The sequence below is a fragment of the Streptomyces sp. NPDC016845 genome (assembly GCF_044332585.1).
Lineage (GTDB): Bacteria > Actinomycetota > Actinomycetes > Streptomycetales > Streptomycetaceae > Streptomyces.
The window spans coordinates 289,445-304,506 of sequence record NZ_JBIRPI010000007.1; the positions used below are offsets into that span (position 1 = coordinate 289,445).

Annotated in this window: 11 protein-coding genes; 3 read left to right on the forward strand and 8 right to left on the reverse strand. The window is 70.1% G+C overall.

Annotation, left to right across the window (positions count from 1 at the left end; all coding sequences use genetic code 11):
- Window positions 1-44: 44 nt before the first annotated feature.
- On the reverse strand, window positions 45-1,328 hold the full coding sequence (locus tag ACH4RC_RS20860; protein ID WP_398202860.1) for a GlxA family transcriptional regulator: 1,284 nt from the start codon (window positions 1,326-1,328) through the stop codon (window positions 45-47).
- Window positions 1,329-2,450: 1,122 nt separating this feature from the next.
- On the opposite strand from ACH4RC_RS20860, the gene ACH4RC_RS20865 reads away from it, so the two are divergent.
- Window positions 2,451-2,975 (forward strand): universal stress protein, encoded by a 525-nt coding sequence (locus ACH4RC_RS20865; protein ID WP_398202863.1) that lies wholly within the window; start codon window positions 2,451-2,453, stop codon window positions 2,973-2,975.
- 244 nt (window positions 2,976-3,219) lie between these two features.
- Here the strand turns inward: ACH4RC_RS20865 and glmS are convergent, their stop codons facing one another.
- Together glmS and ACH4RC_RS20875 are read right to left on the reverse strand one after the other, a co-directional pair.
- The gene (glmS, locus tag ACH4RC_RS20870; RefSeq protein WP_398202866.1) at window positions 3,220-5,037 is read right to left on the reverse strand and encodes a glutamine--fructose-6-phosphate transaminase (isomerizing); all 1,818 of its coding nucleotides are present in this window, start codon (window positions 5,035-5,037) and stop codon (window positions 3,220-3,222) included.
- Window positions 5,038-5,079: 42 nt separating this feature from the next.
- Window positions 5,080-5,337: a hypothetical protein gene (locus tag ACH4RC_RS20875; protein WP_398202868.1), complete on the reverse strand. Its 258-nt coding sequence runs from the start codon at window positions 5,335-5,337 to the stop codon at window positions 5,080-5,082.
- Between the two features lie 211 nt (window positions 5,338-5,548).
- Between ACH4RC_RS20875 and ACH4RC_RS20880 the strand changes: the two genes are divergently transcribed.
- Window positions 5,549-7,120 carry a purple acid phosphatase family protein gene (locus tag ACH4RC_RS20880; protein WP_398202871.1) on the forward strand — a complete coding sequence of 524 codons (1,572 nt, stop codon included), beginning with the start codon at window positions 5,549-5,551 and terminating at the stop codon, window positions 7,118-7,120.
- A 24-nt stretch (window positions 7,121-7,144) separates the two neighbouring features.
- Here ACH4RC_RS20880 and ACH4RC_RS20885 read toward each other — a convergent pair whose 3' ends face one another.
- Window positions 7,145-8,044: a DUF4429 domain-containing protein gene (locus ACH4RC_RS20885; protein WP_398202872.1), complete on the reverse strand. Its 900-nt coding sequence runs from the start codon at window positions 8,042-8,044 to the stop codon at window positions 7,145-7,147.
- 154 nt (window positions 8,045-8,198) lie between these two features.
- Here ACH4RC_RS20885 and ACH4RC_RS20890 point away from each other — a divergent pair, with 154 nt between their 5' ends.
- A complete protein-coding gene (locus ACH4RC_RS20890; RefSeq protein WP_398202874.1) occupies window positions 8,199-9,830 on the forward strand; it encodes a beta-N-acetylhexosaminidase in 1,632 nt (543 codons plus the stop codon).
- A gap of 61 nt (window positions 9,831-9,891) precedes the next feature.
- Here the strand turns inward: ACH4RC_RS20890 and ACH4RC_RS20895 are convergent, their stop codons facing one another.
- Genes ACH4RC_RS20895 through desA form a run of 4 tightly spaced genes read right to left on the reverse strand, consistent with a single transcriptional unit; the run spans window position 9,892 to window position 14,927 of the window.
- Window positions 9,892-11,664, reverse strand: coding sequence for an IucA/IucC family protein (locus ACH4RC_RS20895; RefSeq protein ID WP_398202876.1), 1,773 nt, complete (start codon window positions 11,662-11,664; stop codon window positions 9,892-9,894).
- Window positions 11,661-12,200 (reverse strand): GNAT family N-acetyltransferase, encoded by a 540-nt coding sequence (locus ACH4RC_RS20900; protein ID WP_398202878.1) that lies wholly within the window; start codon window positions 12,198-12,200, stop codon window positions 11,661-11,663. Before ACH4RC_RS20900 ends, ACH4RC_RS20895 begins: the two co-directional genes overlap by 4 nt.
- Window positions 12,197-13,477: a lysine N(6)-hydroxylase/L-ornithine N(5)-oxygenase family protein gene (locus tag ACH4RC_RS20905; RefSeq protein WP_398202879.1), complete on the reverse strand. Its 1,281-nt coding sequence runs from the start codon at window positions 13,475-13,477 to the stop codon at window positions 12,197-12,199. The genes ACH4RC_RS20900 and ACH4RC_RS20905 overlap by 4 nt, the downstream gene beginning before the upstream one ends.
- Entirely contained in the window at window positions 13,461-14,927 is a 1,467-nt protein-coding gene (gene desA / locus ACH4RC_RS20910) for a lysine decarboxylase DesA (RefSeq protein ID WP_398202881.1), read from the reverse strand. The genes ACH4RC_RS20905 and desA overlap by 17 nt, the downstream gene beginning before the upstream one ends.
- Window positions 14,928-15,062: the final 135 nt, after the last annotated feature.

The window sequence follows — 15,062 nt, forward strand, 5'->3', positions numbered from 1 at the left end:
CCGGACGGCTGTTCTCGTGGCGCCGCCCCCTGCTCCAGGCGGCTCTACGGTGCCGAGCGCTGCCCGGGCAGGCTCGCCCGGCCCGGCGCGAACGCGTCGGACGCGGGTTTCCCGCCCTCCGCGTGCCCCGTCGGCCCTGACGGACCCCCCGGACCCGTCGAGACCGACGTGGTGGGCGCCCCGAGCGCGTGCGCGGCCGCGGTGCGCCGGGACTGCGCGGGCACGGGCCCGTGGCCGGGCGGCTCGTGCCCCGCCACCGGAGCCAGCTCCACCGGCTTGTCCGGCTTCCCCGCCCCCGTCTCGCCCGACTGCGGCCGGCGCGCGCGGTACGCGGTCCGGTACGCGGCCGGGGACGAGCCGAGCTGGCGGCGGAAGTGCCCGCGCAGCGCGACCGGCGAACGGAAGCCGCAGCGCCCGGCGACCTCGTCGACCGAGTAGTCGGAGGTCTCCAGGAGCCGCTGGGCCTGGAGCACCCGCTGGGTGATCAGCCACTGCAGCGGCGCGCTCCCGGTCAGGGAACGGAATCGCCGGTCGAACGTGCGACGGCTCATGTAGGCGCGGGCCGCCAGCGTCTCCACGTCGAACTGCTCGTGTAAATGCTCCAGGGCCCAGGCGACGACCTCGGCCAGCGGGTCGGCGCCGATCTCCTCGGGCAGCGACCTGTCGAGGTAGCGCTCCTGGCCGCCGCTGCGGCGCGGCGGGACCACCAGGCGGCGGGCGAGCGCCCCGGCCGCCTCGTTGCCGTGGTCCGTGCGCACGATGTGCAGGCACAGGTCGATACCGGCCGCGGTGCCGGCGCTCGTCAGTACGTCCCCGTCGTCCACGAAGAGCTCGCGCGGGTCCACATGGACCGACGGGTAACGCTTGGCGAGCGTCGGCGCGTACATCCAGTGTGTGGTGGCCGGACGGCCGTCGAGCAGCCCGGCAGCGGCGAGCACGAACGCTCCGGTGCACAGGCCGACGATGCGCGCGCCTTCCTCATGGGCGCGCCGGATCGCGTCAAGCGCCTCCTCCGGTGGCGGCGAGGTGATGGACCGCCAGGCAGGCACGACGACCGTGCCGGCCCGCGCGATCGCCTCGAGTCCGTGTGGTGCGGTGAGTTCCAGTCCCCCTGTGGTCCGCAGGGGGCCCTCTTCACCGGCGCACACGAGCAACCGGTACCGGGGAACTCCCGCGTCCTGACGATCGATGCCGAACACGGAGAGCGGAATGGAACTCTCGAAAATAGGTCCGCCGCTGAACAGGAGTACCGCGACGATCTCTCGTCGGCGGCGCCCCGCCAGCTTGCGAGCCGCCGCCTCCGGCGCGGTGGTGGAGTCGTGGCTCATCCTGCTAAGCCCCCCTCGGTGATCGCGGCTCCCTCAATACTTTGACGGGCTGTTCGCTCCTGCACGTTTCCCCTCGGTCCTGCACGAAGTCCCCCGCCGCCTACAGATCAGACAGTCATGATCGAATCTACTGTGTCCCGTGGTGCCGTCGTGACCAGTTAAAGACCTGGCACATTGTCGACATGGCAACGTGGCGTGAAGCAGTCGATCACGAAGCGTTGCACTCGCGGGCGTTGGTGGGAAGTGCGCCTGTCCTCAGTGGCCGGTCCCCGTAGGGTGCAAGTGGCCTCCGCGGTCCTTTCGGCCCTGGTGGAACGGGGGTTGGAGGGCCCCCGAGGCAAGGGGTGCCCTCTGGCGTGAAGTTGGCTGAAAATATACGGGGTGGCATGCGGCTACCGGTCACTCCACCGGCGCACTCCGATCCGCCCGATGCCCGCCCCTGTGCGCCCCCGAGGGGCTTCGTCCATGGCGGCCACGATGGCGGCAATACTGTTCACTGTGCAACTGTTCTGCGCCACGTTCCGAGCGGCGGAGCAGTATCCGGCAGACGGCGGTGACGGCGACGAGGCCGAGGGCGGCGCCGGCGGTCCCGGCCGCCGAGATGCCGTACCCGACGAGCACGACCGGGACCACGACACAGCTGAAGGCCGCCCAGCGGACCACGGCGTCGGCTCCGTCGGCTCCGTCCGCTCCGTTCGCCCCGTTTCGTGGGGCGGGTGCCGAGTCGTTCCGGGCGTGCGTCGGGGCGGCGCGGTGCGCGCGGGTCGGTCCGGGCACGGAGTGCTCCCTGTGTCTTCGGTTCGGGAGTTCAACGCGCGGCCGTCGCCGCGGTCACTTGGCGCGCCCCGGACAGGGGCCACAAGAGTGCGCAAACCGCCTGTACGGGGCAGCAACCATTGCCATACGGGCGTGCCTCGTGCATGCTCCCCTGAACGCTGCGGAGCGTGACCCCCACGGCAAGCGGGGTGCGGGCCTGGCAGCAGGCCGGATTCTGGGCTAAGGAGGAGTGCCGCCGTACCCTTGGGGGTATGGCATTGGGAAGATGATTCCCGGACACAGCTCCGCCGAGTCCGTTGTCGTCCCCTCATTCCAGAGGCTCACGGAGTACACGCCGAGACACTCATGGCCGGTCACGAGATTCCCGAACCCGCGGACCGCAAGCGGCAGGTCGCCGAACCCACGGAGACCCCCCTCGCGGCGGAAGAGACACGTCACCCCTGTGACCCCGCGTTCCAGCACGGTGTCGTCGTCGGCTTCGACGGCTCGACGTCGAGCGAGCGCGCCCTCGCCTACGCGATCGGCATGGCCCATCGCTCGGGCTCCGGGCTGATCATCGTGCATGTGGCCAACCGGCTGCCGACCACGGTGTGGGCCGGCTGCGAGCCACCCGTCTTCGTCGACGTGCCGGACCACCGCACCGAGGTGCTCGGGCTGGAGCTGGCCTGTGCGGAGTATCTGGCCGAGGTGCCCTGGATCCTCGTCGAGCGCGGCGGCGACATCTGCCACGAGCTGGAGGAGGTCGGCCGCGAGTACTCCGCCGACGCCATCGTCGTGGGCTCGACCCACGGGCTCGTCGGACGGATCTTCGGCTCGGTCGCGGGCCGGCTCGCGCGGCGCGCGCAGCGGCCCGTCATCGTCATCCCGTAGCGGTCCCGGCGGTTCCGCCGAACCTACTCACGCGTACGAGGTGCCTTGTGCCTTTGTGAAGGGTACGAATGGAACGCGGGAGAATGCACGCGGGAGATTGCGCGCGGGAGATGCGACGCGGGGGAGCGACCAACTGGCGGCTGCGGCCGGGGTAATGGGCGACCCCGGCCATGCGGGAACGGGTTCCATGCGCAGGGTGGCGCGCATGGGGCCCGTTCGTCTGTCCGCACCGTGAGCGTGGTGGCTACTCCACCGTCACGGACTTGGCGAGGTTGCGCGGCTTGTCGATGTCCCGGCCGAGCGCCAACGCCGTGTGGTAGGCGAGAAGTTGGAGCGGGATGCCCATGAGGATCGGGTCGAGCTCGTCCTCGTTCTTCGGGACGACGATGGTGCGGTCGGCCTTCTCCTGCTCCTGGTGGGCGACGGCCAGGATGCGGCCGGAGCGGGCCTTGATCTCCTCGAGCGCGGCGCGGTTCTTCTCGAGCAGGTCGTCGTCGGGGACGATCGCGACCGTGGGGAGCGCCGGCTCGATGAGGGCGAGCGGGCCGTGCTTCAGCTCGGAGGCGGGGTAGGCCTCGGCGTGGATGTACGAGACCTCCTTGAGCTTCAGGGACGCCTCGCGGGCGACCGGGTAACCCCGGACGCGCCCGATGAACATCATCGAGCGGGCGTCCGCGTACTCCTTCGCGATCTCCTCGATCTCCGCCTCCTGCTCCAGGATCGCGGTGATCTGGGCGGGCAGCTTGCGCAGGCCCTCGATGATCCGCTTGCCGTCGGCGACGGACAGGTCGCGGATGCGGCCCAGGTGCAGGGCGAGCAGCGCGAAGGCGACCGTGGTGTTGGTGAAGCACTTGGTGGAGACGACGCAGACCTCGGGGCCCGCGTGCACGTAGACACCGGCGTCCGACTCACGCGCGATGGCGGAGCCGACCACGTTCACGACGCCGAAGACCCGGGCGCCCTTGCGCTTCAGCTCCTGGACGGCGGCGAGCACGTCGTAGGTCTCACCGGACTGCGAGACGGCGATGTAGAGGGTGTCGGGGTCGACGACCGCGTTGCGGTAGCGGAACTCGGAGGCGGGCTCGGCGTCCGCGGGGATGCGGGCCAGCTCCTCGATCATCTGGGCGCCGATCAGACCGGCGTGGTACGAGGTGCCGCAGCCGAGGATCTTCACGCGGCGCACGGAGCGGGCCTCGCGGGCGTCCAGGTTCAGGCCGCCCAGGTGCACGGTGGAGAAGCGGTCGTCGATGCGGCCGCGAAGGACGCGGTCCACGGCGTCGGCCTGCTCGAAGATCTCCTTGTGCATGTACGTGTCGTGGCCGCCCATGTCGTAGGAGGCGGCCTCGTACTCGACGGTCGTCGGGGACGCGGTGGTGCGGGTGCCCTCGGTCGTGTACGTACGGAAGTCGTCGGCCTTGAGGGTGGCCATCTCGCCGTCGTCGAGGGTGACGACCTGGCGGGTGTGGGAGACGAGCGCGGCGATGTCGGAGGCGACGAACATCTCCTTGTCGCCGATGCCGAGGACGACCGGCGAGCCGTTGCGGGCCACCACGATGCGGTCGGGGAAGTCGGCGTGGACGACCGCGATGCCGTACGTGCCCTCGACGAGGCGGAGCGCGTCGCGGACCTTGTCCTCCAGGTCCGTCTGCTGGGAGCGGGCGATGAGGTGGGTGAGGACCTCGGTGTCCGTCTCGGAGAGGAACCCGACGCCCTCGGCGGTCAGCTTGGCGCGCAGTTCGGCGGCGTTGTCGATGATGCCGTTGTGGACGACGGCGACCTTGTCGTCGCCGGACATGTGCGGGTGCGCGTTCTCGTCGGAGGGGGCGCCGTGCGTGGCCCAGCGGGTGTGGGCGATGCCGGTGGTGCCCTTGAAGCGGGCCGGGACCCTGGCCTCCAGGTCGCGGACGCGGCCCTTGGCCTTGACCATCTTCAGGCCCGCGGCCTTCGGGCTGGTGATGACGATGCCCGCGGAGTCGTAGCCGCGGTACTCCAGACGCTGCAGCCCCTCCAGGAGGAGCGGGGCCACGTCACGCTTGCCGATGTAACCGACAATTCCGCACATAGGTAAGAAAGGTCCCCTCTGGTTCTTGGCGGGATGCGGCGGTCAGCCGTAGACGATCCGGCGGAGCTGTCTGAGGGACAGCTCCGGCGGTGCGACCGCCCGGTACCGCAGATCCGCCCGGATCTGTTCGAAGATCGCCGCGTTCACCAGGCCCCGGGCCTGGAGTTCGCGGTGACGGCGGCGGACGTAGTCCTCCGCCGACTCGTCGAAGTAGGCGAGCACGTCCTGGATCACCCGCAGCGCCTCGCCCCGTCCCAGGGGCGTGCTGCGGGTCAGGTGATCGACGAGTTCCTCGTGCACTCGGACGATCCTGGGGCAGCGCCGGGGCTTTCGCAAGAAATCTGCCCGATATCGGGCAGGGTTCGCCGGAGTGGCATACGAGTCGGTGCGGTTCGCGCGGATATGATCATGACTTGAACCGGGCTATGCCGTTTGTTCGGGCCGCGTTCACGCCACGTACCCGACCGAGATGGATGCCCCCAGCAACTTTCAGGCCATGGACATTCCACGTATGGGCGTACCCGATGAGCTGGCCGGCCGGAGCCTCGCCGAGCAGCACGAGTACCTGCGCTCCAAGTTCTCCCGCCGCACGATGATGCGCGGCGGCGCCGTCACCCTCGGCGCGGTCGCGGGCGGCGTCTTCGTTCCGGGCGCCGCGAATGCCGCGGCCCCCGCCTCCACCACCGCCACGAGAACGTCGCACGACCACGTGGACGGCGCGCTCGTCGCCCCCTTCGGCCGCCACCTCTCCTACGGCAGCGACCCGCGCACCGAGATGACGGTGTCCTGGCAGGTGCCGGTCCCGGTGAAGGACCCCTTCATCCGCGTCGGCGCGCACGCCGGCGACCTGTCGCGGAAGATCCAGGCCGAGGTCCGCGCCCTCCACACCCCGGCGGGTGTCGGCACGAGCGCCGACCACACCCAGTACTACGTGCACGCCGAGCTGACCCACCTCAAGCCCGGCAAGACGTACTACTACGGCGTCGGCCACCAGGGCTTCGACCCGGCGGCCCCGAAGTTCGCGGGCACCATCGGCACCTTCACCACGGCACCCGCCCGCTCGCAGCCCTTCACCTTCACCGCCTTCGGCGACCAGGGCGTCAGCTACCACGCCCTCGCCAACGACAGCCTGATCCTCGCCCAGGGCCCCGCCTTCCACCTGCACGCCGGTGACATCGCCTACGCCGACCCGTCGGGCCAGGGGAAGACCACGGACACGTTCGACGCGCGGACCTGGGACCAGTTCCTCGCGCAGACCGAGTCCGTCGCCAAGTCGGTGCCGTGGATGGTCAGCTACGGCAACCACGACATGGAGGCCTGGTACTCGCCGAACGGCTACGGCAGCCAGGAGGCCCGCTTCGCGCCGCCGCGCAACGGCCCGGACCCGCGGAACCTGCCGGGCGTGTACTCGTTCGTGCACGGCAACACGGCCGTCATCTCGCTCGACGCCAACGACGTGTCGTGGGAGATCCCGGCCAACCTCGGCATCTCCGGCTCCACCCAGACCAAGTGGTTCGAGGCGCAGCTGAAGAAGTTCCGCCGCCACGGCTCGGGCATCGACTTCATCGTCGTCTTCTTCCACCACTGCGCGTACTGCACCGCCACCGCGCACGCCTCCGAGGGCGGCGTGCGCAAGGAGTGGGTGCCGCTGTTCGAGAAGTACACGGTCGACCTCGTCATCAACGGCCACAACCACGTCTACGAGCGTTCCGACGTGCTCAAGGGCGAGAAGGTCACCAAGGAGCTGCCGATCGGCGGCACCGCCTACCCGGAGACCGACGGCATCGTCTACGTCACGGCCGGCGCGGCTGGCAAGAGCCTGTACGCCTTCCCGGTCGAGGACACCTACCAGGGCCACGAGAAGGAGACCGACCCGTTCCAGTCGTACGTGGTCCAGCCCGACGGCTCCAAGAAGCCGGTGACCGTCGACTGGTCGCGGGTGCGGTACACCAACTACTCGTTCCTGCGGGTCGACGTGGAGCCGGCGCCGGCCGGCCGTACCGCGAAGCTGACGGTGCGCGGACTCGCGGAGACCGGCGAGGAGATCGACCGGTTCGTCGTGGCCCGCAAGGTGCGCCGCTGACCCGATGACCGGCGCCGGGTGAGGTCACAGCCGCTTCAGGACCGCCCCTTTCGCGGCCGTGAACTCGTCGTCCGTCAGGACCCCGGCCCGGTGCAGCTCGCCGAGTTCGCGCAGGCGCCGCAGCAGCGCGTCGTGGTCGTCCTCGGCGGGGGCGGCGGCGGGGGCGGACTGAGGCGCCGGGGCCAGGGCCTCGGGGGCGGCAGGGACGGCCGGGGCGGCGGGCGCGGCCGGGTGCGGCAGGCGGGCCTGGACGGCCGCCGCGACCAGCGCCATCAGCGGGTCCTTCTTGAACCCCCACAGCTCGACCGAGTTCGGGTCGTACTTCGGCGGCGCCTTCGTCGGCGACGATCTGACGACGAAGCGCAGACAGCCGTTCTCCAGGCCCACGGCCGGCTGCCACTCCACCGCCGCGATGTCGGCGATGGCGAGCATCCGCGCCCCGGCGGCGGCCTTGGCGTCGTCCGTCTTCCAGTTCCACTCCAGGCGTATGTGCTCCCCGTCGAAGCCGACCGTGCCGTCCCCGGCCGAGACGGACAGCGGTACGGCCGGGCCCGGCAGGACGTAGGCGGTGCAGGGCGTCGCCGGGACCTGTTCGAGCAGCAGCGCGTTGCGCACCTCGTCCACCAGGTACTCCGCGACGCCGTACCGGTCCGACTCGACCGTGAGCTGGTACGGGTCCGAGGCGTCCGTCAGCTTGCCGCCCGACGCCTGGAGGAGCGGGTCCGCGCCGTCGCGCAGCCGCAGCCGCAGGCGGCCCGTCTTCTTGCCGTGCTCGAAGGAGATCCCCGCCAACGCCTCCAGGGGGACGACGAGTTCGCCCAGCGTCTTGCGGAGCAGGCCGACGTTCTTGTCCCGTCCGGGCGTGAGCCGCAGGGCCTCACCCTCGAACGTCCACGTGCCGTCGCGCTGGATGATTTCCGCCATGGGGCGATTCTGACATCAGGCCCCCGGGGAATGGTCTACACCTTGACCGGTCGCGGGGCGGGGGGTACGCATGGTGACCGATCGGTTGCACCTACGCACGCACGAAACGCTCGTACGACGAACTCCGCAACGACCACCGTCGAAGGGACCGTTCGTGAGGACGCACCACAGATCGCACACCAGGCCCGCCGTAGCCGTGCTGGGCTCGCTCCTTCTCGTCGCCGCCGGAGCCGGGGCCGTCGGAGCCGTCCCGGCCGCCGCCTCTCCCACCGCCGCCGCGCCCGCCGCCGCGATCCCGCTCGGGCAGATCGTCCCCGCGCCCGCGAAGGCGACCGCGGGCGGATCCGCGTACCGGATCACCGCCTCGACCCGGATCCGGGTCGAGGACGGCTCGCGCGACGCGCGCCGGGTCGGCGACCACCTCGCCGATGTCCTGCGCCCGTCCACCGGCTACAAGCTGCCCGTCACCGACGATGACGGCCGCGACGGCATCCGCCTTGAACTGAACCGCAAGGACGGCAGGCTCGGGGCGGAGGGGTACCGGCTGACCAGCGACGGGCGGTCCGTCACCATCGTCGCGCGCGAGGCCGCCGGGCTCTTCCACGGCGTCCAGACGCTGCGCCAGCAGCTGCCCGCGAAGGTGGAGGCGAACAGCAGGCAGTCCGGGCCGTGGCTGGTCGCGGGCGGCACCATCGAGGACACCCCGCGCTACGACTGGCGCGGCGCCCACCTCGACGTGTCCCGCCACTTCTTCGGGGTCGACCAGGTCAAGCGGTACATCGACGAGCTGGCGCTCTACAAGGTCAACAAGCTGCACCTGCACCTGAGCGACGACCAGGGCTGGCGCATCGCCGTCGACTCCTGGCCGAAGCTCGCCACGTACGGCGGGTCCACGCAGGTCGGCGGAGGCGCGGGCGGCTACTACACCAAGGCCCAGTACAAGGAGATCGTCCGGTACGCCGCCTCCCGCTATCTGGAGGTCGTGCCCGAGATAGACATGCCGAGCCACACCAACGCGGCGCTCGCCTCGTACGCCGAGCTGAACTGCGACGGTGTCGCGCCCCCGCTCTACACCGGCACCGAGGTCGGCTTCAGCTCGCTGTGCGTCGACAAGGACATCACGTACGAGTTCGTGGACGACGTGGTGCGCGAGCTGGCCGCGATCACGCCCGGCAAGTACCTCCACATCGGCGGCGACGAGGCCCACTCCACCAGCCACGAGGACTACGTCACCTTCATGAACAAGGTGCAGCCGATCGTCGCCAAGTACGGCAAGACGGTCGTCGGCTGGCACCAGCTCACCGCCGCCACCCCGGCCAAGGGCGCGCTCGCGCAGTACTGGGGCACGGAGGGGACGAGCGCGGCCGAGAAGGCGCAGGTCGCCGAGGCCGCGAAGAACGGGACCGGGCTCATCATCTCGCCCGCGGACCGCACGTACCTCGACATGAAGTACGACAAGGACACCCCGCTCGGCCTGTCCTGGGCGGGCTACGTGGAGGTGCGGCGCTCCTACGACTGGGATCCGGGGAACTACCTGACCGGAGCGCCGGCTTCGGCCGTGCGCGGGGTCGAGGCGCCGCTGTGGTCGGAGACGCTGACGAAGACCGCGGACATCGAGTACATGGCGTTCCCACGGCTGCCGGGCGTGGCCGAGCTCGGCTGGTCGCCCGCGGCCACGCACGACTGGGACACGTACAAGGTGCGCCTCGCCGCGCAGGCGCCGCGCTGGGACGCGCTCGGCATCGGCTACTACAAGTCGCCGCAGGTGCCGTGGCCGACAAAGTGAGTTGTTGAGAAAGGGGCTCGGGAGGACCGTCTCCCGAGCCCCTTCCGGTCTCATACGGCCGTCACGCGATCGGGTTATCCAGATCGCCGACCAGCTGCAACGCGCCAGACGGGTCCGCCAGGTCCACCATCTGCGCGTTGTTGCGCAGCTGGAGCCGGTTGAGGGCGGACAACGCGAACGTCGGGGCGAACATGTCGTACCGCTTGAACTTGTCCGCCAGGTGCGGCGCGGAGTCCTGGTAGTCGCGTACGCAGTCGGCGACCGCCGACCAGAACGTGTCCTCGTCCAGGACGCCGTCCTCGACCAGGTTCGCCGCCAGGAAGCGGAAGAAGCAGTCGAAGACGTCCGTGAAGATCGACAGCAGCTTCATGTCGTCGGGGACCTCGACGCGGATACGGTCCACCTTCGGCGGAAGCACCGCGTCCACGTCCATCACCGCGATCTCCTCGGCGATGTCCTTGAACACCGCCCGCCGGACGGCCCCGCGCTCGTCCAGGACCAGGATGACGTTCTCGCCGTGCGGCATGAACACCAGGTCGTAGGCGTAGAAGCTGTGGAGGAGCGGCGTCAGGTAGGCCGTGAGGTAGGGCTTCAGCCACTCGCGCGGGGTCAGGCCCGAGCGTTCGATCAGGGCGCCCGCGAAGGAGCGGCCCGCGCGGTCCACGTGCAGCAGCGACGCCATCGTGGCGAGCCGCTCGCCCTCGGCGAGGGACGCGACCGGGGACTCGCGCCACAGGGCGGCCAGCATCTTGCGGTAGGGCGAGTAGCGGTCGGTGGCGGCCTCGTACTCCAGGTGCCGGTAGCCGACGGCCGCGCGCTCGCGGATGATCGTCAGGCCCGTGCCCCTGAGCACCTCGTCGCTCTCGATGAGCCCGGCCAGCCAGTCGTTGATGGCGGGCGTCGCCTCCATGTACGCCGCCGACAGGCCGCGCATGAAGCCCATGTTGATGACGGACAGGGCCGTCTTCACGTAGTGCTTCTCGGGGGAGGTGGCGTTGAAGAACGTACGGATCGACTGCTGCGCCAGGTACTCGTCGTCGCCCTCGCCCAGGCAGACGAGGCGGCGCTGGGCGACCTCGGCGGCGAAGGTGACGGACAGCTTGTTCCACCACTGCCACGGGTGGACGGGGATGAGGAGGTAGTCCGCCGGGTCGAGGCCATGGTCGCGGAGGGTGGCGTCGAAGCGGCCGCGGGTCTCCTCGCCGAGTTCGGCGCGGAGCAGCGACTCGTAGTCGAGGCCGACGCCCGCCGTGAACGCGGCCCGCTCGCGCGTCGCCGCCAGCCAGATCAGCCGTACGGGGCTCGCGGTCTCGGGCGCGTACGAGAGGTACTCGTGGATGCCGAAGCCGAGGCGGCCGTTGTTCGCGACGAAGCAGGGGTGGCCCTCGGTCATGCCCGTCTCGATGTCCTGGAAGGACCCGGAGGCGGCCAGCTCGGCGGCGGTGACGTCGGGCTTCGTCAGCTTGAAGCAGGTGCCGGACAGGGTGGAGGAGATCTCCTCCAGGTAGACCGGCAGGATCGCGTCGGACAGGCCGAGCGCGCCCTTCAGCTCGGTGAAGAACTCCAGTGCCTGGAGAGGGAGTCCGGTGCCGTCGCGGTGGCGGGTGATCGAGCCGGCGGCGATCTGCCAGTGGTCCAGGCGCAGTCGGCGGGCGCTGAACTCGTAGCGGGTGGTGCCGTCGTCGCTGCGGACGACGTAGCGGCCGTCGTCGAGCGGCTCGGGGGTGAGGAGGCGCTCGTGGGTGAACTCGGCGAGCGCCTTGCGGATCAGGAGGCGGTTGGCCTCGGCCCAGCGCTCGGGGGAGAGGTGGGTGACAGTGTCGGCGAGCGTCATGCGCGCACCTCCGTCTGCTGAGTGGCGGCTTCGAACCGGGCGCGCGTGCAGAAGCTGAGCAGCGCCCTCTTCTCCGGCTTGTCGATCTCCCGGGCGGGGACGAAACCGACGGCCTCGTTGAGCGCGTGCACGGCCTTGTTGCTGACGTCGGGCTCCACGACCACGCGCTCGACGCGCGGGTCCGCGAAGAGGTGCGCCATCACGGTGGTGATCACGGCGCGGGTGAAGCCGTGCTCGGGGGTGTCGGTCGGCGCGACGAGGAAGTGCATGCCGATGTCGCCGGGCTCGGGCTCGTACAGGCCGACGAGTTCCACGTGGCGCGGGTCGTAGCTCTCCATCAGGAAGACGGGGACGCCGTCGCGCTCGCCGATGAACGCGTCGTGGTGCTCGGCGGCGGCGACGGACAGGTACTCGCGCTCGACGTCCGGCAGCGTCGCGTCCCCCATCAGCCAGAACGACGCCTTCGGGTGGGTGACCCAGCCGTGGACGAGTGCGGCGTCCCGCGTCGGATCGAGGGGGCGTATCGCGAAGGTCATACGGAGAACTCCTGGAAGGCGATGGTCTTCTCGACGGGGTAGTACTCGGAGCCGAGCAGCTCGCCGATGATGTAGCTGTTGCGGTAGGCGCCCATGCCCAGGTCGGGGCTGGTGACGCTGTGCGTGTGCACGCCCGCGTTCTGCAGGAAGATGCCGCGCCCGGTGGTGTCGATGGCGTAGTTGCGGGCGACGTCGAAGCGGCCGCGGCCGTCGAAGCGGATACGGTCCCTGACCGGCTCCAGGAACGCCGGGGCCTGGTACTTGTAGCCGGTGGCGAGGATCAGGCCCTCGGTGTGCAGCTCGTACGCCTTGTCCTGTTCCTCCTGGTGCAGGCCCAGGGTGTACGTGCCGTTCTCGTAACCGGCGCTGACGAGCGCCGAGTTGGTGAGGAGCCGTGTCTGTACGGGCCCGCCGAGCTTCTTCTGGTACAGCAGGTCGAAGATCGCGTCGACCAGCTCGCCGTCGATGCCCTTGAACAGGCCCTTCTGCCGCTCCTCCAGGGCGTACCGGGTGGTCTCCGGCAGCGCGTGGAAGTAGTCGATGTAGTCCGGGGACGTCATCTCGAGCGTCAGCTTGGTGTATTCGAGGGGGAAGAAGCGCGGGGAGCGCGTGACCCAGTTCAGGCGGTAGCCGTGGACGTCGATCTCGCTGAGCAGGTCGTAGTAGATCTCGGCGGCGGACTGGCCGCTGCCGACGAGCGTGATCGACTCCTTCTGCTGCAGCTCCTTCTTGTGCTGGAGGTAGCGGGAGTTGTGCAGGTAGTCGCCGCCGAGGCCCTGGACGGCGTCGGGGATGTGCGGCGGGGTGCCGGTGCCGAGGACCAGGTGCGGGGCGCGGTAGGTGGTGCCGCTCCCGGTGGTGGCGGTGTAGAGGCCGTCGCCCTCGTCGTACGTGACGGACGTGACCGTCGTGCCGAAGCGGATCGAGGAGACCTTGGCGGCGGCCCAGCGGCAGTAGTCGTTGTACTCGACACGCAGCGGATAGAAGTTCTCGCGGATGTAGAACGAGTACAGCCGGCCGGACTCCTTCAGGTAATTGAGGAAGGAGTAGGGGGAGGTGGGGTCGGCGAGCGTGACCAGGTCCGACATGAACGGGGTCTGGAGGTGCGCGCCCTCCAGGAACATCCCGGAGTGCCACTCGAAGTCCGGCTTGGACTCCAGGAAGACACCGTTCAGCTCGGCTATGGGTTCGGTGAGGCAGGCGAGGCCGAGGTTGAACGGGCCGAGTCCGATCCCGATGAAGTCATGCGTGTCACGGGGTTCAGGAAGCGCGGTCAAGGGTGTCTCCCAGGTACTGCTCGGCGTGGCCGGCGATGAGGTCGAGAACGGCCGAGATGTCGGCGAGGGTCGTCTCGGGGTTGAGCAGGGTGAACTTCAGGTACTGGCGGTCGCCCACCTTGGTGCCCGCGACCACCGCGGCACCGGAGGCGAACAGGGCCTTGCGGGCGTGGAGGTTGGCGCGGTCGATCTCCGCGGGGTCGGTGACGGCGGCCGGTATGTAGCGGTAGACGAGCGTGGACAGGCTCGGCTCCACGACGACGTCGAAGCGCGGGTCGGCGGCGAGCAGCTTCCAGCCCTCGTGCGCGAGGTCGCACACCTCGTCGAAGAGGTCGCCGATGCCGTCGGCGCCCATCACGCGCAGCGTCATCCACAGCTTGAGCGCGTCGAAGCGGCGGGTGGTCTGCAGGGACTTGTCGACCTGGTTGGGGATGCGCTCGGCGAGCGTGCGGCGCGGGTTGAGGTACTCGGCGTGGTAGGTCGCGTGGCGCAGGGTGGCGCCGTCACGGACGAGGATCGCGCTCGAACTGACCGGCTGGAAGAACGACTTGTGGTAGTCGACGGTGACGGAGTCGGCGCGCTCGATGCCGGTGAGCCGGTCGCGGTTCTTCGGCGAGACGAGCAGGCCGCAGCCGTACGCGGCGTCCACGTGCATCCACGTCTCGTACCGGTCGCACAGCTCGGCGATCTCGGGCATCGGGTCGATGGACCCGAAGTCGGTCGTGCCGGCGGTGGCGACGACGGCCATGGGGACGAGGCCGTCGGCGCGGCAGCGCTCCAGCTCGGCGGCGAGCGCCGCGGTCCGCATCCGCTTGTCGCGGTCTACGGGGATCGACACGACGGCGTCGGCGCCGAGGCCGAGGAGCCGCGCGGACTTCTGCACGCTGAAGTGGCCGGCCTCGGAGGCGAAGACGCGGAGCTTCGCGAGTGGGGCCGGGCCTTCCCAGCTCTCCGGGCCGGTCTTGGCCTCCTGGCGGGCCAGGAGCAGCGCCTGGAGGTTGGACTGCGAGCCGCCGGAGGTGAAGACGCCGTCGGCGGCGGGGCCGAGGCCGACGCGCGCGGTGGTCCAGTCGATGAGTTTGCGCTCGATGAGCGTGCCGCCCGCCGACTGGTCCCAGGTGTCGAGCGAGGAGTTGACGGCGGAGAGGACGGCTTCGCCGACGACGGCGGGGATCACGACCGGGCAGTTGAGGTGCGCCAGGTAGCGGGGGTGGTGGAAGTAGACGGCGTCGCGGAGGTAGACGTCCTCCAGCTCGTCGAGCACGGCCATGGTGTCGTGGAGCGGCGTGTCCAGGTCGACGGCGTCGATGGTGGGGGCGAGGGCGTCCGGGGTGACGCCGGTGAACGGCTTCGTGGTGGTGGCGAGTCTGGCCGCCACCCGCTCGATTCCCTCGGTCACGGAGCCGCGGTAGAGCTCCGCGGTCGTGTCATTGAGCAGGTGCGAGCGCATGAACGGTTCCTCCGGGGTGGGGGTGGGGTGATCCCGGGCGGGACACGAGAAAGGGCGAGGTCGCGAACTCGTCGTTAGGTTAGCCTAACCTAACTTCAGCTCGCGAACTCGCCCCAGGTGTGTGCCCGGATCGCC